This window comes from Hyalangium ruber, assembly GCF_034259325.1.
GTDB classification, from domain to species: domain Bacteria; phylum Myxococcota; class Myxococcia; order Myxococcales; family Myxococcaceae; genus Hyalangium_A; species Hyalangium_A rubrum.
Genome location: NZ_JAXIVS010000022.1, coordinates 55565 through 73954 on the forward strand (window position 1 = coordinate 55565; position 18390 = coordinate 73954).

Sequence of the window (18390 nt, forward strand, 5' to 3'; positions counted from 1 at the left end):
CGCTACGAGGTGCCCGTCACCGCGCGCAGCATCGCCATGGGCCCCACGGCGCGCACCCGCTCGAGCAACTCGCGGTTCTTCACCAGCAGCGAGCCCGCGAAGGCCAGGGAGTTGAGCGAGATGCCCTCGAAGCACTCCTGCGCGCGGGGGACCACCAGCGTCCAGTCCCGCGTGGCCAGCAGGTTGTAGGGCGTACCGGGCCGCTCGCAGCCCACGGCGCGCAGCAGGTCCAGATAGGTGGCGTGCGCCTGCGTGGGCGTCTGGGGCGGCGGCCCCAGGGCGTGGCGGAACGGCAGCGGGCCCCGAGCGATGGCCACGTCCATGGGGGTGCGGAGCCCTCCGGCGGCCAGGGGCACCGGGACGAGCTGGAGGTGCTTGTGGGGCTGGCTCGCTCCGGCGGTCCTTCCACCATTATAGAAGGCGAGCGCGTCGAACTCGGCCATGCCGCACAGCAGCGCCTCGAAGTCGGCCGGGGTGAGCAGCTCGTCCTGGTCCTCGTAGTCCCGGGTGACGAGCAGCGCGTGGTGCTCGAAGACGTTGAACTTGTTCAGCAGACACACGTGCGCGGGCGGCACGTGGCCCACGAACAGGTCCTCCTCATAAGGAGGCAGGAACGGGTTCTTCGGCGGCTTGCCCTGCGCCGGAGGCTGCGCGGCCCGCGCCTTGCGCTCCAGGCTGGAGACGACCCGAACGAGGAAGGGAACGCCCTCGTCCTCGACGTGCTCCACCTCGGTGTGGATGGGCACGAGCGCGCCGCTGGCCAGGGCCCGTTCGGTGCGCTGGACGATGGCGCTCCAGAAGGTGCCTCGCGCGAAGAAGGGAGGAAGCTCGCTCATCGGCCCACCGTATCGCGCCCGTAGTACCACGCCGTCAGGGCGAGCCTCGGCGCGTGCGCGGGCAGCACCTCGTGCTCCAGCTTCTCACTGAGGAAGACCACCAGCCGGTCCAACGTGGGCGCCACCTCCACCGTCCCCTCCTCCAAGAACAGCCGGAGCTGGCCGCCATGCTCGGGGCGCCAGTCCGGGTTGGCGTAGAAGATCGCCGTCACCCGCCGGTTCGACTGGCCAGGGAAGGCGTCCCGGTGCCGCACATAGCGCGCCCCCTCGCCGGGATACCAGGCGAGCTGAACATCGAAGCGGCCCAGCCCCAGGTAGGCCGCCGCCGAGAGCGACTGCCCCAGCGCCTCGAAGGCCTCCCACAGGGAGCCCAGCGCCGTGCTGCCCGGCTCTGGCGTCACCCAGGTGATGAAGTCTCCGCGCACGGAGGTGTCCTCGGTCCGGTCCGCGCCGCGACGAATGCCTGCGGGCCGCAGCGCTCCAGCCTCCACCCGCGCGAGTGCCGCCGCGTGGACGGCGCTCGCCCGCTCCCTGCCCAGGAAGGCCTCTCGCGTGAAGAAGCCCTGCGTGCCCAGCGCTTCGATTTCCTCGTCTCGGAGCTCCATGTGTTCACCCGCACCGTGCCCCAGACGCGGCCCTCTGTCAGCCGGAGTAGACTTGGGGACATGAGGCTCATCCTGCGGATCCTCCCCGTCGTGCTCGCCGCCGTCCTGGGTGCGGTGGGTGCCTTCGTCGCGCTGCGCCCCTCACCGAAGCTCCTGCCGGACCCGCCGGCCCTGGTGCTCCAGATGCGCGAGGTGACGCGGCTGGAGACGCTGGATGTCTCCCTCTACAAGAAGGTGAGCTTCAGCCCCGAGCCCACCGCCTCGGACGCGCTCTGGAAGGACGTCATCCACTGGGCCGCCTACTCCCTGCGCACACCCCGGGGCCGCGCCATCGTCTTCGCCGACGTCCACCTGGGCTATGACTTCCAGCGCGTCGACACCTCGTCGCTTCGCGTGACGGGCACCCGCGTGGAGGTGGTGCTGCCACCGCTGGAGGTGAAGGTGGAACTGCGCCCGGGGGAGACGGAGATCATCGACTCCAACCTGGACAGCGCGCAGACGGCGCAACTGCTGGAGCGCGCCCGCCTCGCCTTCGAGAAGGAGGTGCGCGGCGATGTGCGCCTCCAGCAGCGCGCGCGTCAGTCCGCGGAGCGCTCGCTGCGCGGCCTGTTCCTGTCGCTGGGCTTCAACGAAGTGCGCTTCGTGGACCAGCTCACCCAGGCCTCGGCGGGGTAACGCGCCCCGCGCACCGCCCTGGCCCAAAGGGGACTGATGATGTGGGTGACAGCGCTACACACCCTCTGCGTATAGCGCCTCGGAGCGCAAGCCGAGGGCTGCCGCTACAGTCGCGTCAGCCCCTCGGCGGTGAGGCGAAAGAGGCCGGGGATTCCATCCGGTGCGTGGCCCACCTTCGCCAGCGCCTCGCACTCGGCCTCATCCCCCTCGCGGCACACCAGAGCGAATTCGCGGTGCCCCAGGCTCACCCGCAGGGGACCTTCCCCCGCCTGCTGCACCAGACGCCGCCGCTGCTCGGCGGTGAGCAGCCGCGCGCCATCATGCCCGTCTCCCTCCGCCACGGCCCACAGGCCGCTGAACGCCTCGGCCAGCCGCACCATGCCCCGGTCCAGCACCACGGGGTGAACGGGCGCCGGAGCGGCCTCCAGGTTGCGCCATGCCGCCTGCTCCACCGCCTCCGTGCTCAGCCCGGCGGTCTCCAGGGCGGACACAGGCAGGTAGCGCACGTACTGCGCATCCTCCAGCACGAAGAAGACCTCCAGCCCGGCGGGCCCCGGGCGGTGCAGCGCTCCCACGGCCTGAGCCTCGAAGCCCGCCGGTCTCAGCACGGGCCGGAGCCGCGACTCCAGCGTGGTCGCGTCTCCTCCGAGCCCGGTGCCCATGCCGCCCAACTGCCGGGCCAGGTCCTCGACATAGGCCGTCAGCCCACTCCGGCCGCCGGGATAGGCGCCATACAGCGAGGCCACATCCACCCGGGCCAGCTCGCCGCTCTCGAGTTTCACCAGCACGTTGCGTCCCTGGAGGCGGAACTTCACGCCTGCCCGCCTCAGCGCCGCCGCCAGCGCCGCATTGAACTCAGGGCGCAGCACCTGCTCCTCGGGCTGTGCCGGAGGAGGCAGCTCCACCGCCTCCAGCTCTTCCTTCAGGAGCCGTGCCTCCTCGTCGAACGGGTCACGCTCCAGCACGTCGCGGACATACTCCTGCGCCCTCCCCTTCTCGCCCCGGCGCAGCGCCAGCACGGCCAGCACCTTGATGGCCTCGGGGTCTCCGGGGCTCAGCGCCAGCGCTTCCCGCAGCGCCACCTCCGCATCGCCGTAGCGGTCCAGCCCGAGCAGCGCCCGAGCTAGGCCCAGGCGCACCTGCAAGTCCTTCGGGAAGTCGCGCCGCAGTCGCTCCAGCAGCGGCAGGGCCTCGCGCTCGGCGCCCGCGTTGACGAGGGCATGCGCCACGGTGAGCCACAACGTGGCGCCCGAGCTGCCCGCGGCCGCGGCCCGCAGCGCGTCCAGCTCCGCCTCGCTCAACGTCTCGCCCAGTTCCACCTTGCGGCGGAGGCTCTCCAGATTGCCGCTGCTCACAGCGCGACTCTAATCCATCAGCGCCTGGGGGCGTTCGGGCATCAGCATCCGAAGAACCTCGGCCGCCCGCTCCCAATAGCCGTCCTCCACCTCCTGCCCGAGCTGCACGGAGAAGAGCACACCTCTCTCCCCATGGAGAAACCAACGGAGTTCATCCCATGTCCGGGTGGGGCGCTCCGTCTGGAGACAAGCCTTCAAGTCCTGGAGAGAAAAACCAAGGAACCGTGCCGCCAGCCGCACCTGGACGTCACTCCATTTCGAGCCCTCGGGTACACCATGAATGAAGAGGAGGCGCGGCTCGGGCATGGACGACAGGAGCGCGCCCAGGAAGGCCTCGCGTTCGCCTACGGGAGTGGCGACCGAGTCGGAGCGCCTGTCCGCGGGGACAGTGGAGAGCTCGAGCAAATAGACATCATCGAGCAGGTGGGGCGCGGTGTTGTCCGCGACGCGCTTGGGCTGGAGCAGATCCCGAGGAGTGCCGCCCCAAGCGAGCGCGATGAGCGAAGCAAGCCGGCCCCAGGTGCTGCGCGAGGGATTCCGGTAGAAGTCATTGGGATAGCGCTGAAAGGGAACCTCACTCCAAGCAGAGCACTCCAAGGCACCGGCCGCGACGTGGACATCCGCGTCCGCGAGCCAGAGGGCCTGGAGGAGCAACCCTTCCAATAGGAACTCAGGGCTATCCAATGTGTAGACAGGTTCGGGCCCCAAGACGAGCAGGGGCGCGGAGGGATTGCCCAATCCCACGGCCCAGGAGTTCAACAACTCCGGATGCCCGCCCGCTCGATGGAGCGGCGCGAAGGGGATCCGGAGGTCGGATGGAGCCAGTTGCCGGGTCCGCAAGACCTGGTCCAGCAGCTGAGCCAGGGTTCGCGCCACCTCTCGGAGCGCCACGCTTTGAAGAGCCCCGGAGGACCGGCTGCACAGCTCGCGAAGATGTACCAGGTACCGCCGGGCGCCCTCTTCGACCACAGAAAGATACGCCGTCCGAGCCGGGCTTCGTCCGCCTTCCATGCATGAACGATAGCACCTGCTTACCTCAAGCCCTCCAGCTCCTCGTTCCTTGCAGATTGTACTGAGCGGTGCGAGGAGTCTGGTCAGGACGCAACCCACACTCGATGGAGAAGCCATGAAGAAGGCGATCGCGGCCGCGAACCCTACGGCATACGTCGCGGCCCTCTCCGGCTGGCAGCATGCGTGTGTCACGAAGCTGCGAGCAGCCGTCCGGGCGGCAGGCCGCGCTGCGGGGCCACTCGATGAAGTGATCAAGTGGGGGCACCTGGTCTATTTGGCGCAGGGGCCGGTGCTGCTGATCCGCGCCGAGCCGACGCGCGTGCTCCTTGGCTTCTGGCACGGGAAGCGGTTGCGCGACCTCGAGCCGCGCCTGCGCCCGGGCGGCAAGTACGAGATGGCGACGCTCGAGCTCCGCGAGGGCGATGCCATGAGCAAGGCGAGCGTGCAGCGATTGACGGAGGCCGCGCTCCAGCTCAACGCCACGCTCGGCGATCCGACGCAGGCCGTGCGCGCCCGGTAGGAATACGTGCGCCGCTCACCCGCGGCTTCAACCCGGGGCGCAGGGGCCCTCGATGATGACCTTGAGGCCGTGAGGCGCGTTGGGCACGAAGGCCACCTCGAGCCCGACGCGCCGGCCCAGCTCTCGAACGATGGCCACGCCCAGGCCACTGCCGCGGGGATCCCTGCGCCGCGCCTGGCTCGAGCGGAAGAGACGCTCGCCCAGGCGCTCCAGCTCCTCGGGAGTGACGCCAGGCCCGTCATCGAGCACCGTGAGGCGAAAGCGCTCGGCCCCCACGGCCTCGAGCACCGCCACCACGTGGCCACCCCGGTGGCCATGGGTGATGGCGTTGTGGAGGAGGTTGCTCACGGCCTGCTCCAGCATCGTCGGGTTGCAGCGCACCCAGAGGGCGGCGTCCGGGTATGCGGCCTCCAGGGTCAGCTCCTTGCGGCGAGCCAGCAGCGAGAGCCGCCGGGTGACGCGCTGGACAATGGCCCCCAGCTCGGCCCGGGGATCGCCCGCCAACGGGTCCACGCCCTCGCCGAGCTGGCAGGCCAGGCGCAGGTTGTCCACGAGCGAGGTGAGGTAGACCGTGTCCTCGATGCCCTGCACCAGCAGCCCGGAGACCTCTTCCGAGGGAGCGGTCGCGGCGAGTTCCAGCGAGAGCTGCAGCGAGGCGATCGGTGTCTTCAGATCGTGGGCCACGTCGGACAGGAAACGCTCCAGCGCGTGCTTCTGCTCCTCGATGCGGGCGGCGTCCGCCACGACGCGCGCGTGGGCGGTGTCGAGCACCCGCGACAGCTCTCCCAGCTCATCGGGGAGCTTGTCCTCCGTGGACGCATAGCTCGAGCCGCCGAGCTGTCCGGCCGCCCGGTGCAGCCGACGGAGCCTCCGCAGGAGCGGCCGGATGACGGAGGTAGTCGAGAGCGCGGCCCCCAGCGAGGCGACAATCACGGCCGCCAGCAGCATCCACCGCAACCCGTACAGACGAACCGTGGTGACTGGCCACCGGCACTCGATGAGGCTGCAGGGCCCGCTCTCCGCGCCCCGCATCAGCACGGCCCCACCCCACCGCTTGCCCTCGAAGAGCGGGAAGTACAAGATGATGGGCTGCTCTTCACCCGCGGCCAGCCGTGCGACCAGGGAGGGATCGGGCCCGGTGTCCGGAGCGGCGGTCCACCCCGGGGCCAGCACCTGGCTGGCATCGAACGCCACGAGATGGAGGCCCTCGGGCAAGGTGAAGCTCCACCCCGCTGGAGCCGCCTGGCACTGGGGCACATAGGTCGCGCGCAACGCGCTGGAGAGGAAATGGGTCGTGGACCGGATGCCCGCCTCCGAGCCTCTCCGGAAGAAGAAGTAGGCCACCACCGTGGTCGTCAGCAGCCCCAGCAGCACGGAGAAGGCCACCGTGCGCCGGGCCAGCCCGCTCCAGAGCCTCATGGCTGGAGCTCCAGCTCGAAGCGGTAGCCGATCCCCCACGCGGTCTTGAGGTGTACCCCCGCCGGCCCGAGCTTCTTGCGGATGCGCGCCACGTGCGAGTCCACCGTCCGATCATCCCGCTCCTCGTTGGCCGGCAGCGCATGCTCCGCGATCTGCGCCCGGGTGAGGGCCCGGCCGGGGCGCTCGACGAGGTACAGGAGCACATCCAGCTCGTGGCGGGTGAAGGGCAGCGCACCCAGGCCGGGGCGGCTCACGGTCCGCGCGTCCAGATCGAGGGTCACATCTCCCCAGCGCAACACCTTGCGCTCACTCTCCTCGGGGACCTGAAGCCGCGCCTGGATGCGGGCGATGAGCTCCTCCATCCAGAAGGGCTTGGCCAGGTAGTCCGCAGCGCCCAGGCCGAAGGAGCGCAGCCGGGCCTCCAGTTCCTGCCGCGCGGTGAGGACGATGACGGGCACCCGGAGCCGCGTCTGCCAGGTCTCGAGCAGCGCGAAGCCGTCTGGCCCCGGGAGGTTGAGGTCGAGCACCACCAGGGCCGGCCGCTCCTTCTCCGCGGCCTGCAGCGCCAGGTTCCCGTCCGTGGCGAGCGAGACCTGGAAGCCCGCGCGCTTCAGCCCGCGGACCAGGCCCGCGGCGATGGGTGGGTCGTCCTCCACGACCAGGATGGGACCGCGTGATTCCATGCAGCTCGCCTCCAGAGGGATGCTTCCAGCATGGGGGCGCTCCTGCCCTCATTCAACCGCGCCTTCGCCGCCCTCCACAAAGTCTCCACACTCTTCGGGCTTCATGGAGTCCGTGCAGCGCCAACGCGGCGCCGCGACTCCGAGGAGGAGACACCATGAAGTGGAAGAACGTGCGCGGTATCGGCAAGGCGCTCCTATCGCTGCCCCTGATGGGGCTGATGGCCTGCGGGCAGGGCCTGCCGGAGGAGGCGGCCGCGCGGAGTGCCGCACCCGAGCCCTCGGCAGGTCCCTCTCAGGGGGCGGGGCTCCTGGCCCGCCTGGCAGCCGCGAGCGACTGCAGTATCAACCCCTTCGGCGCGCGCCTCATGCTCGGGGGCGAGTTCGAGCCCTTCGTGGCCTTCCGCTACCCCCGGGAGCCCGTCAATCACATGGCGGACACGACACCCTATGTCACGATGCTGGATCGTGTCGTGAGCAGCCCCAGCAACGAATACCTCACCGAGCAGTGGATGTACTCGGACGCCTCGAATGGGCGCTACTACACCCAGGCGCACGACGCGACGGCGGCCGACCTGAACGGCGACGGTCGGGACGAGCTCGTGCAGGCATTCCGGGACGCCGACCAGCGAATCCAGATCCTCTCCATGAGCAATGCCGGCACGGGCACCCCTTCGGTCTCCACCTGGACCACCCTTCCGGGCACTCAGATCTTCAGGGATATCCGCTGGATGGCGACCACCGCGGGAAACCTCGACCGCTCCAGCAACCTGGATGAAGAGCTCAGCTTCGGCTTCGTGCGCCCCAACGGGTTGTTCGACATCTACATGCTGGACGGCAACTCCGCGGGCGGCATCGCGCAGGCGGCGGGCCAGTTCCAGGGCTGGTGGAAGCCGAGCCTCAGCGAGGCTTCGCGCGTGAATGTGAAGTACCTGGGCGTGGCCAGCGGGGACCTCGATGGAGACAGCTACAACGACGAGATCGTGGTGGCCTTCCTCGACGCGGAGCAGATGGTCCAGCTCATCGTCCTGAAGTACCAGCAGGGCTATACGAACGAGAACAAGGCGCTCAACTACAAGGAGATCGCCTCGGCGCGCTTCATGCCGAACGCCCCCCTCACGGGAGACCTGCGGGTCGCCGTCGGCAACATCGATGGAGGCTTCCGGGACGAGATCGTGGTGGCCGCCGGCGTTGTCGACGCCGATGTCCGCATGAACACCCAGCTCCAGCTGCGCACCTTCAAGCTCGCCTTCGACACCACGGGGGCTGTGATCGGACTCACCCCCTACTCCGCCTGGGACCAGCACTTCAACTTCGACTCCCTGGCGCTGGCGGTGGGAGATACCGATCGCGACGGACTCGACGAGATCGCGCTGGCCTTCCGAGGCTACGAGTCCACGCTGAGCAGTGGCTCTCGGACCGTCACCGTGGGCTATGGCTTCAACGCGCTGACGCTGGACGCGGAGTACAACACGCTCCTCATCCACAACCACCTCTTCGACACCGCCGACTACCGCACTGGCACGGAGTTCAGGAACCTCTCCCTGGCCGTGGGGGACCTGGACAAGGACGGGTACCAGGATCTGGTGGCTTCCTTCAAAGACAACCAGAACTACCTGCAGACCGTGCGCCTCGCCGACATGGACAGCCCGGGCTCGGGGCTGCGGCTGCGGAGCACCCGGCGCGACGGCTCTCGGAAGTGGCCGAGCGACATCAAGGTCGTGCTCGGCGACTGGACCAACGACTCGATCCGGGGGTACTACGAGCCGGTCACGGGCACCCCGCTGAAGTGCCAGGTCGTCGTCGACCCGCAGATCTCCTCGGCGATCTTCGTCCCTCCGTTCTGGAAGAACATCAACACGCAGGGCCTGAGTGGTTCGATCGGGAAGTCCTCGACGGTCACCGCCTCCGAGCAGACCACCGTGACCGCGTCCTCCAGCCACTCGATCTCGAGCTATGTGGGCGTGGGGGCCGGCATCGAGGGGGTGGCGCTCGAGGCCAGCGTCCGGGTGACCGCGGGCCGCGAGTGGGGCCGCTCTCAGTCGAGCGGCCATGGCGGGAGCGACTTCACGACGATCTCCGAGGGGTGGAGTCACAGCGCTGACTTCGCGGTCATCGAAGAGCACTACTCCAAGTGCTACACCTACCAGCTCCGCCAGGGCACGCAGCCCATCGACGGCTGGTCGCGCGTCTGTGAGCCCCTGGAAGTCGACCAGGACGCGACGCAGCTGAATATCTGGGACGTCCAGTTCAGCCCGCTCAACAACACCAACACCCACCAGTGGGTGCCGATCGCCCGCGACTGGAGCAACCTGGCATTGCTCCGGTTCCCCTACGCGGCGCAGTCCAGCACCTGTGGCAAAGGGCCCGACAAGGCCGTGGATGGTCGTATCCAGCTCGACAACAACGCTTCCTCCTACGCCACCACCTGCACGAGCAGCGCCCCCTGGTGGCAGGTGGATCTGGGCTCCTCTCAGGCGGTGGGCAAGGTGCGCGTGTGGAACCGCCCTTGCGATGCCAAGTCGAACGAGCCCTGCCCGGTGGGCTTGAAGGACTTCTATGTCTTCGTCTCGGACACGGACTTCCGCACCATCTCCAGCGACCCCAACGTGCTCAAGAACGACCCGCGCGTGCATGCCTCCTTCCATGCCGGCGTGGCCATTCCCGGAATGACCTTCCTGACCTTGGCGCAGGGCCAGCCGATCACCGGGCGCTACGTGCGGATCCAGATGGCGGGGACGGGCGAGTTCTCCCTGACGGAGGTGCAGGTCTTCGGGACCAACCACGTGGAGCCCGATCGCTACCCGCGCGCCGTGCGGAACCCGACCAGGAACCCAGACACCTTCGAGGTGGAGATCTACGACAGCGTGAGCAACAAGTACCAGTGGGTGCCGATGCGGGGCAGGCTGCTGTGGAACGGTGCGGCGGACAACGTGCTGGGCACGCAGATCGTCGGTCCGGGAGGAGCCATCATCAACTGGTCGCTGACCAACGGGGGCTCCGAGTTCCTCACGGAGGCGCAGTCGTTCTCCAACACCTGGCGCGCCGGTATCTCCATGGAGGCCAGCGTCGGTGTGGCCATCAAGGTCCAGATGGGGGCCGGGTACGAGTACTCCTCGGGCATGACCGAGGAGGAGTCCCGCACGGTGTCCTACGAGAACGCCTTCGAGCTGGCAGGGAGTGTGGGCGGCTTCCCGTCGATGGTGGGCGGTCAGATCGTGCTCTGGCCCGACCAGTGCCGCTACCGGCTCCACCCCTACTACTACGAGACGACGGAGCGCTCGAAGGATGGGTTCGAGCATCGCTTCCTGGTCGTCGACTACATGGTACCGAGCTTCCTGGACCGCACCGCGGATCTGCAGCCGTGCCGTGATGGCCAGTACTCGCTGCCCTGAGTGAAGGTCAGCACCAGGTCGAGGGCGGGTTCGATTCCCGCCGCCTCCATCCCGAGAAGCCCTGCAGTCTTGAAGAGCTGCTGGGCTTCTTCGGTCCCTAGGGCTTCATGTACCATCGGCCCTCATCATTGCTGCAGGCAAGCGAATGAAACTGACCCTCTTCGCGTTGGGATGCATGTCCGCTTTGCTCATGGGCTGTGCGACTGAGGAAGGCCATGCCAGAGCTCGGGTGAGGGCCGCTACCCATTACCGGCAGGCTGGCGGCCCCGCGGGGCACTTGTTCTCTGCCCCAGAGGCTTCATCTCTCGCCGCTTCAGATCCAGGGAGACAGACTGTCACGCAGGCCAGACAAGCGCTCCTTGGGACCGTCAGCGACGTGACGCGCTCCACAGGCAGCATGGCCAACACGCTCCGCCAACTCGCGGCGAACAAGGGAGGACTTGGCGGACGGGCCAATGGCTTGTTCATCCCGTATATCGGCTATGGCGCTGGTCAACTGCAATGGATTGACGGCGCGCGCCGGGGAGCCACCACGCTGGCGGACGCAGCCTCGGAGGCCGAGGATCTGGACATGGAACTGGGCATTCTCCGGCTGAGCGGGCCCCGGCTCCAGTCCGCCATTTCCGGAGCTCTTCTTCTTGCCGCATGGCTCGATTTCCTGAGCCTCGCCGACGCAGTGCTCCAGCGATGTCCCTTTTATGGCACCGAGAGGCTCTTGGCAGACATGAGCCGCGTGCAACAACTCATCGAGCCCTCCCTGAGGGCGCTTTCATCCTTGGCGCCAGGGCATGTCGAGGCAGCGACGGTCGCGCTGCCCGAACTCATGGGCCAGCTCACCCGCGAGTTCCATTCCATTCGTGAGGCCGCGGGCGTGGCTACTGCGCGCGGCGGTCAGCTCATGACGGCGGCGCAGTTCATCGAGATGATCACTCTGATCTCGGCGATGAAGATGGCGCTGCCGCGGCAGCCTCCGTCCGTTCCCACTACACTCGGCGTGGGCTGGGTAATGGACTCCAGCGGAGTGATGATGGGCTCACGGCTCGTCGTCTCCGCCGCGTGGGTGGAGATGATGCGCCGACTCGTGCAGGCGGGCGTCCTCTCGGTTTCAGCCGTCAGCGCCGCTGTCCGCATTCACGCCGGTCAAGTGATGATGTCGCAAGCGCGACATGACCTGCCACGGGGTGTCCGTGAAGCGCTCGGCGACAGTCCCGAGGTTCGCGCCATGCACGAGACGGGTAAAGCAGGGGCTGGCATGGCCGAGCGGCCGCAGCACCATGTCCTGCCGGATGAGCATCGCGAGTGGTTCGAGAAGCGCGGCTTTACCGGCGCCATGGACATTGATCAGTTCTGCGTCGAGATGGAGGTGGCGCGTCACCAAGCGCTCCACGGCGGGGGTAATTGGCGCCTGGGCCGGATGTGGCCCGGTGAATGGAACCAGATGATCATGCGCACGCTACGAGAAGCTGAAGACAGGGCTGGCCGGATGCTGACGCAGCCCGAGGTTCTGGACATCGTCGCGTCAGCCATGAGGCGCTATAACATCCCAATGAATTTCACTCCTTGGAGAGGGCGATGACCGAGGGAGATTGGCAGGGCAACTGGAAGGCTCGCCTCTATGAACGAGTCCGTGAGCGCGGCTATGCTTCGCTCACCGCCTTTGCCGAGGCGCGTCCCACTGCCTCGCTGATTGCGCTCGCCGAGGAGCTCAGCGGGGACGACCTCAACGCGGTGCAGGTGTTCAGCGGCCTGGTTGCCGAGGCAGAGCAAAGTCATCAGCTCTCTCGCCTGGTGCGCGGACAGCTCGTGCGTGAGCTGTGGGAGGGGCTCCCCGACGGCTGGCCGGCCGTGCTGGATGACTCAAACCGTTTCAAGGTCGCCAAGGCACTTGGCTTATGGTCTGGCTTCACTCCAGAAACTCATCTGGATCGTGCTCGGCAGGCAGGGTCGGCGCTACTTGCCACACCGCCGCCGCCCGGCTGGCGCCCACTCGGTCCCGACGACGAACTTCTCCGTACGCTCTTACCAGACGAGGAAGCTTGATTCGTCGTAACCGGCATGCTCCGGTGAATGAGCGGCGGGTTCGATTGCCGCCGCTTCCACGCCGAGCAACCCGCCGCTTTCAAGGCGCCGCCCTCTGAGAAATGGGGCGGCGCTTGCATTTCGGGACCAAATCCGGTTTTTTGGGACCAAAAAAGGACCAAACCGGAGGCGGAAACGGCATGAGTACCAAGGTGTGGATCGGCAAGTGGACGGGTGGGCGGATGTTCGCGGGCAAGGACGGGCGCCCCGTCTACGTGCTGCGCAAGATGATCAACGGGCGGAACTACACGATCCACCTGGACGCGCGCAGCGAGGCGGAAGCAGAGGCGGAGCTTGCCCTGTTCGTGCGCGACCCCGAGGGCTATCGCACGCGGGGCGAGGCGCAGAAGATCAAGAATGAGTCCGCCGTCTACATGGACGCGGCAAGCGTGGCCCGCTACCTGGAGCACATGAGGAGCAAGGGGACAACCGAGCGCTACGCCAAGAACGTGGGCTTTTACTTAGCCGCGTGGGCGGAAGACTTCGCGGGGCGCGACCTGCGCACCGTCACCCTTCAAGACCTGCTGCGGGAGTTGAAGAAGCACAAGACCGCGCGCAAGAACCGGATCACGGCGCTCAAGTCCTTCTGTGCGTGGCTGCGGGAGGTAGAGGGTGCATTGACGGCGGGGGAGGATGCGTCGATCTCGCTCAAGATCCCGGTGGCCCGCCCCGAGAAGTCCGTGCGGGATAAGGGCTACAGCATCGAGACGATCGAGCGGCTGTACCGGGCGATCAGCGGGTGGGAATTCTCCAACTTCAACCGCGAGGAGACGCGGCGCCGCACGGACGTTCAATGCGTGCGTGACGTGCTGTGCATCCACGCCAAAACGGGCATGCACGGCACGGAGATCGAACGGCTGGCGCGCGGAGAGGGCAAGGTGTCCCTCGTGGAAGAACCGGGCGAGATCGCCGCAACCGTCACGTTCATTCACAAGAGCGGACAGGTCCACCGCCAGAGCATCGACCGTCAGACGTTGGGAGCGGTGCACCGACTCCAGGCGCGCGGCGCGGCTCCCGTGGACAGCCATATCCGCCGCGTGGTGCGTCGTGCGTGCAAGGCGGCGCGGCTGCCTCTGGTGAGCTTCGGGGAGCTGCGGCATAGCTTCGTTACGTGGGCCTCGGAGTGCGGACAGGAAGTGCGGCCCAAGGCGGGAGGGCTGCCCCTGGCGGCTGTTGCCGCCGTGGTGGGCCACCACTCCGCGCACACGACCAAGCGTTTTTACGAAAACGTGAAGGTGCCCCCGATGATCAAGATCCCGATCAAGCTGGAGCATCCCGAGGATCCCGTCGTGCTGCCTGTCCGCCGTGCTGCGCTCAAGCTGGCCGAATCAGCTTGAGGATCGCTGCACTCTCCCGTTTGCCCTGCCCGGTATCACGCCGGGCGGGGCGCCGCTTGAGCTTGGGGGTCTCTGGCTCGCGGTCCACGCGCTCTAGGAGTGCTTCCAGACTCTTCGCGCAGATCATCGCGGCCCTGCCCACCTTCGGCCCGCGTCGTAGTGCTCCGCTCCTCAACAACTCGAAGATCCGCGAGCGCCCGCAGCCAAGCAGGGTTTGCGCCTGCTCGATGGAAACAGCCAACGCCCGTGCAGCTTGAGCGGGCGCCGCGTTGCTGATCTTCGTGTGGATCTCGTTGACGGACTGGCGCAGCCCCCGCAGCTCCTCGTAGATGGCCCGCAGGATGTTGTCCTGTTCTTCGCCTTGCCCCTTCACGGCTGAAACTCTCCCGACTGCTGGCGGTGGGACGCCGCGCGCTTGTCGCCAGAGTGCGAGGCGCCATGCCGTGAGAGGCCAGAGCCCGCGAGGGCTAGGAGGCGAGCCGCGCGCACTCCGGGGGCACGGAGAGACGATGCGCTGCGGGTGCCGTTCACAACGGCCCGCCCCCAGCTTCGGGGGCCGCCGTCGTGTCTCACTGCACGGGCCGCGTTGTCTCGCGTCCCGCCTCGCACCGTCAACGCGACTGTCCGCGTTGGGCACTCCTGGGCAGGTGTGGCCACCGCTGGACAGGAGCGGGAGCGTGCTACCCACCTGGGGAGCGCGGGCGCCCGTCGCATCCGACGCGGGGCGTTCTGTGTAGCGTGAACCATGGCGCCCACGGTGCCCAATCGCCACGCTCTTGGACATTGGGCGTATTTAGGCAATTTCCGGCGTATGCGGGCGAACACCAGCGGATACCCGCAAACACCCTGTTTCACCGTGAAGCACCGGCGCACGTAGGCGCCGAACGTGGAGGGGGTCCCCTCCCGAGAGCCGTTACCGTCCATGTTCCACCTGCCCGCCCGCCTACCTGCCCGGCGTACCCGACAACCGACCCGGCGCGAAATTCCCACGCGCGAGACGGGAACTGGTGCGAGCGAGATCAGGCAGCGCGCAGACGCGGGATCGCCCGGTGTGACAGCGGCGCGACGCGGCGTGACGGTCGGCGTGACTGCGGCGCGACGTGGCGTGACGGTCGGGGTTTCAGCCTCGCTCGGGTTGCGAGGCGCCCTCAACGAGCCCGCCTGGAGTAACCACAGGCCCCGCCTGGAGTGACTACCGGCGTTGTTCCCGGTGTCGCCACGTGTCAGCCAACAGCGGCGCACGAATGCGCCGCACACGGAGGGTTGCCCCTCCAGGGAATCGATCTTGTTCATCACCTACCCGCCCTAACGACACGCCCAACAGCCCAAGAACTACCCAGGCCACGAGTGACACAGCGCAACGCTGTGTGTCCAGGGCACCCGCAAACCGCGACCGCTGATCGCTAAGAGCGCAGCCAAGCAACCGAGGAGCACGCGGGCGAACGGGCGAGAGTGGAGAGCACCCGCGCCGCGCGGCCATCACTCCGCGAGGCCCATGTCCGGTGCGTCAGGCCTGGAATGCGCTAGGAGGCTGCCAGGGCTCGCCACGAGGCCCGCGTCGACGTGGCCTGCCTCCAGCGCCTCTGGGCGTGCTAGGAGGCTGCCAGGGCTCGCCACGAGGCCCGCGTCGACGTGGCCCGCCTCCAGCCCCCCTGGACTGGCTAGGAGGCTGCCAGGGCTCGCCACGACGCCCGCGTCGACGTGGCCCGCCTCCAGCCCCCCTGGACTGGCTAGGAGGCTGCCAGGGCTCGCCACGACGCCCGCGTCGATGTCGCGCGCATCTAGCTCGCCCGGACGCTCGCTTGCCACGAGGCCCTAGCGCACCGCGAGGCGCGCGTCGACTTACCTAGCCTGGACGCGCACCGCGCCCAGCACTCACGCGACAGATCAAACTACGTAGAATCGGCATCCCGCGCACTGCTCGCCGCAGCTAGCGCAAGATCGATCTCACTCCGAAACCCGGCGACGGTCCCCTCGCGCATCTTCTGGAAAAACTTGTTGATGTCCTTGGGGGTCAGAAAGTTCATCTGGTAGCGGAGACCAATTCCCTCTCTCTCCAGCCACTCGTTAACGCGCTCGAAGTGCTTAACCGCGTGCTCATACTTCTTTGCGTTCTCCGGGGACGGATCTGCGATCTCTGAGTCGTCCTTAATCTCCACCACCAAAACCGCACTGCCCTGCTTGAGAAAGAAATCTGGGCTGAATTCGCCTCTCTTGGTGTGACTGCCCTTTTTCCATGCGTACTCAACCCAATAAAAGCCCTGAGAAGTGTTCTTCAACCAGCCATCAATAACTTTGGCATTGTCGCGTTTGCAGAGTTCCCGAATGAACTTCCGTTCCGGGGTGGCGTCTGCAATCGCAAGATTCAGCGGAGACCTGAAGTCAACATCCGCCGCAACTTCCTCGCGGCCCGCGACAAACTCGCCATCGGGATCCTTTACCTCCTGCAAGAACTGGCGTTGCTCGTCATTTAGCGGAGCTTCCGCTTTGGGGCCGTAGAATACCGTTTTGCTCTGGCGGCGAAGCTCCGCCGCACTGCAACTGTCTGCCTGCCGCTCTCGCGTAGACACCACACGCAGAGCATTCGCACGCTGCGTAAAGACGATCCGCTGTCCTTTCCTTCGAGAGAGCGAACCCAAGGCCTGCAAGAACCTTTGTCGGTTATCCTCAGTAACTCGGTCGGACGCGATGCCGGCCCGCTTCAATGATTCGCGAACAACCGCGAGGCACTTTTGCAAAGGCATCTTCTGCGTGTAGTTCGTAACCTCAGCGGAATCACCAGACGCTTGAGACTCCTGATCAATCGAGAGCAGGCGATTAAAGATATGTTCTGCGACCTCCTCGGCGGAATAGGTTTTGTGCTCAAGCTGAGTCTTGAACTTCGAGCGCTTGGCTCCAACCACACCTTCAAACTCTATGACTACATCTTCGGTGTCCACCTGTGTCGGAAGGTCCACATAGCCGTGCTCAAAAAGCTTGGCCACGGTCTTCCTTGTGAGCTCTTGCTTGGTCTCCTCCTGAGTGTAATCAAGCTGGTGCAAGTCGAAGTTATAGGAAGACCGCTTATCAACCACGGAGGAAAGCCGCCGCTCGAACTCAAGCACCTCATTTACCAACTGCCGAATTCGCGGCGCCCATGAGTCGTGATTAAATACGGTTACAGTAGCCTGCTCGCCCTTCCACTGGAGCGGCACCCGCAGGCCCCTGCCTAGAACCTGAGAGATGAGCAACTTGCTGTTAAACGCACGCTCATTATGCGGAACGATTTGGAACACATTCTTCACGTCCCAGCCTTCAGTCAGCATCGACACCGAGACAATCCACTCAACTTTGCTGGTTGGGCTATCCACCTCTCTGAGTTTCGCCAAGTAAACTTGGTGCTCCCTTGCCGATGTCACAGGAATGACCAATTCGGCAGCATGATCGGAAGTAGTCTTGGCCCATTCCTCGATAAAATTGCGAAGTTCCTCGGCAACGCGGTTGCAGTCGGGGATGGTCTTGGTGACAACAATCGTAAGCGGACGAATACCCGCCGACTTTAGGCGCTTCTTCAAGTCAGCATGACGCTTGTAGATGAGCTGCCACCACTCGTCTGAATTCGCGGTTGCGGGAACCTCCGCGACATACTCAATGCGCTTAACCACCCGGTCTTCAATCGCTTGCCGGATCGAGTATCTGCTTACAACGTCGGCAAAATACTCGTCACCGACATAGCAGGTGCCAGACACGCCCACATGGAATCTGAAATCGAAGTCTGGATCGAGCAGGAAGCTTTTCCAAACCTTCACCTTTCCTGCCGCCTCATTTGCGATGTGGTGAGCCTCGTCAGACAGCACAGCGGTTCGCGCGCCTTTGCCCTTGAGGCTGTCACGCACTGAGGAGCCGACATGCTCCAGGATGGCGTGATAATTCTCCACGCAAATTGCGCCAGCAGCAATCGTTTCCGATGCGTCGACTATACTGGGCGCACTCACGCGCGCGGTCGGCGGCAGCAAAGCCTGCAAGTCTGCGTTTGACGAGAGCGCGCGAAACTTCTCCATCAGGCCTGATTCAATCGTTGTGGAAGGGCAGAGCACGAGAACCCGATCAACGATCCCCTCGGCCAAGAGGATCGCGGCAAGTCCATAGAGGACGTAGCTCTTACCGGCCCCCGTCGCTATGTCGAGCGAACAGGAAAGTTGATCAGGTAATTGCAGGTGCGCTTCCATCGCCGCGAACGAGCCATAACGCTCTTGAAGGCTATCGTTCTCCTCGAAGTTCTCGCGCGCTAGTTCTCTTAGGTTTGCGTACCGCCCGCCGAGCAGGTACCGCAGCGTAGTGCGGATGGCTTCCGCTTGGTACTGGTGATGGACTCCGCATAGCTCGTCAAGGAACGCCTCATACTTCGACTCGTCCCATTTCTTGGGATCAACGTCCGGTGACACCTTGAGGACGAGTTCTTCATTTCGAAAAGTCTTGCGATCCCCTTTCGTAACCAT

14 protein-coding genes are annotated in these 18390 nt (G+C 66.1%); 6 read left to right on the top strand and 8 right to left on the bottom strand.

Going from position 1 to position 18390, the window contains the following annotated elements:
* Positions 1 to 2: 2 nt before the first annotated feature.
* Entirely contained in the window at positions 3 to 836 is an 834-nt protein-coding gene (locus SYV04_RS40150) for an ATP adenylyltransferase family protein (RefSeq protein ID WP_321551379.1), read from the bottom strand.
* Positions 833 to 1441, bottom strand: a complete 609-nt coding sequence (locus SYV04_RS40155) for a 2OG-Fe(II) oxygenase (protein WP_321551380.1) — start codon at positions 1439 to 1441, stop codon at positions 833 to 835. The genes SYV04_RS40150 and SYV04_RS40155 overlap by 4 nt, the downstream gene beginning before the upstream one ends.
* A gap of 60 nt (positions 1442 to 1501) precedes the next feature.
* On the opposite strand from SYV04_RS40155, the gene SYV04_RS40160 reads away from it, so the two are divergent.
* The gene (locus SYV04_RS40160) at positions 1502 to 2116 is read left to right on the top strand and encodes a DUF4230 domain-containing protein (protein WP_321551381.1); all 615 of its coding nucleotides are present in this window, start codon (positions 1502 to 1504) and stop codon (positions 2114 to 2116) included.
* Between the two features lie 104 nt (positions 2117 to 2220).
* Here SYV04_RS40160 and SYV04_RS40165 read toward each other — a convergent pair whose 3' ends face one another.
* Positions 2221 to 3471 (bottom strand): tetratricopeptide repeat protein, encoded by a 1251-nt coding sequence (locus tag SYV04_RS40165; RefSeq protein ID WP_321551382.1) that lies wholly within the window; start codon positions 3469 to 3471, stop codon positions 2221 to 2223.
* Between the two features lie 9 nt (positions 3472 to 3480).
* Positions 3481 to 4230: a hypothetical protein gene (locus SYV04_RS40170; protein WP_321551383.1), complete on the bottom strand. Its 750-nt coding sequence runs from the start codon at positions 4228 to 4230 to the stop codon at positions 3481 to 3483.
* A gap of 367 nt (positions 4231 to 4597) precedes the next feature.
* Here SYV04_RS40170 and SYV04_RS40175 point away from each other — a divergent pair, with 367 nt between their 5' ends.
* The gene (locus tag SYV04_RS40175; RefSeq protein ID WP_321551384.1) at positions 4598 to 5002 is read left to right on the top strand and encodes a DUF1801 domain-containing protein; all 405 of its coding nucleotides are present in this window, start codon (positions 4598 to 4600) and stop codon (positions 5000 to 5002) included.
* Positions 5003 to 5029: 27 nt separating this feature from the next.
* Here the strand turns inward: SYV04_RS40175 and SYV04_RS40180 are convergent, their stop codons facing one another.
* Positions 5030 to 6421 (bottom strand): sensor histidine kinase, encoded by a 1392-nt coding sequence (locus SYV04_RS40180; protein WP_321551385.1) that lies wholly within the window; start codon positions 6419 to 6421, stop codon positions 5030 to 5032.
* Complete coding sequence (locus tag SYV04_RS40185) at positions 6418 to 7104, bottom strand: response regulator transcription factor (RefSeq protein ID WP_321551386.1); 687 nt, start codon at positions 7102 to 7104, stop codon at positions 6418 to 6420. The genes SYV04_RS40180 and SYV04_RS40185 overlap by 4 nt, the downstream gene beginning before the upstream one ends.
* A 155-nt stretch (positions 7105 to 7259) precedes the next feature.
* Between SYV04_RS40185 and SYV04_RS40190 the strand changes: the two genes are divergently transcribed.
* The 4 genes from SYV04_RS40190 to SYV04_RS40205 all read left to right on the top strand — a co-directional run bounded on the left by SYV04_RS40190 (position 7260) and on the right by SYV04_RS40205 (position 13912).
* Complete coding sequence (locus tag SYV04_RS40190) at positions 7260 to 10496, top strand: galactose-binding domain-containing protein (RefSeq protein ID WP_321551387.1); 3237 nt, start codon at positions 7260 to 7262, stop codon at positions 10494 to 10496.
* Between the two features lie 397 nt (positions 10497 to 10893).
* The gene (locus SYV04_RS40195) at positions 10894 to 12072 is read left to right on the top strand and encodes a DUF2380 domain-containing protein (protein ID WP_321551388.1); all 1179 of its coding nucleotides are present in this window, start codon (positions 10894 to 10896) and stop codon (positions 12070 to 12072) included.
* Complete coding sequence (locus SYV04_RS40200; protein WP_321551389.1) at positions 12069 to 12536, top strand: NUDIX hydrolase; 468 nt, start codon at positions 12069 to 12071, stop codon at positions 12534 to 12536. The genes SYV04_RS40195 and SYV04_RS40200 overlap by 4 nt, the downstream gene beginning before the upstream one ends.
* 179 nt (positions 12537 to 12715) lie before the next feature.
* Positions 12716 to 13912: a site-specific integrase gene (locus tag SYV04_RS40205; RefSeq protein WP_321551390.1), complete on the top strand. Its 1197-nt coding sequence runs from the start codon at positions 12716 to 12718 to the stop codon at positions 13910 to 13912.
* Here the strand turns inward: SYV04_RS40205 and SYV04_RS40210 are convergent.
* Entirely contained in the window at positions 13890 to 14285 is a 396-nt protein-coding gene (locus SYV04_RS40210) for a helix-turn-helix domain-containing protein (protein WP_321551391.1), read from the bottom strand. The genes SYV04_RS40205 and SYV04_RS40210 overlap by 23 nt on opposite strands.
* A gap of 1519 nt (positions 14286 to 15804) precedes the next feature.
* Entirely contained in the window at positions 15805 to 18390 is a 2586-nt protein-coding gene (locus SYV04_RS40215; protein ID WP_321551392.1) for a DEAD/DEAH box helicase, read from the bottom strand.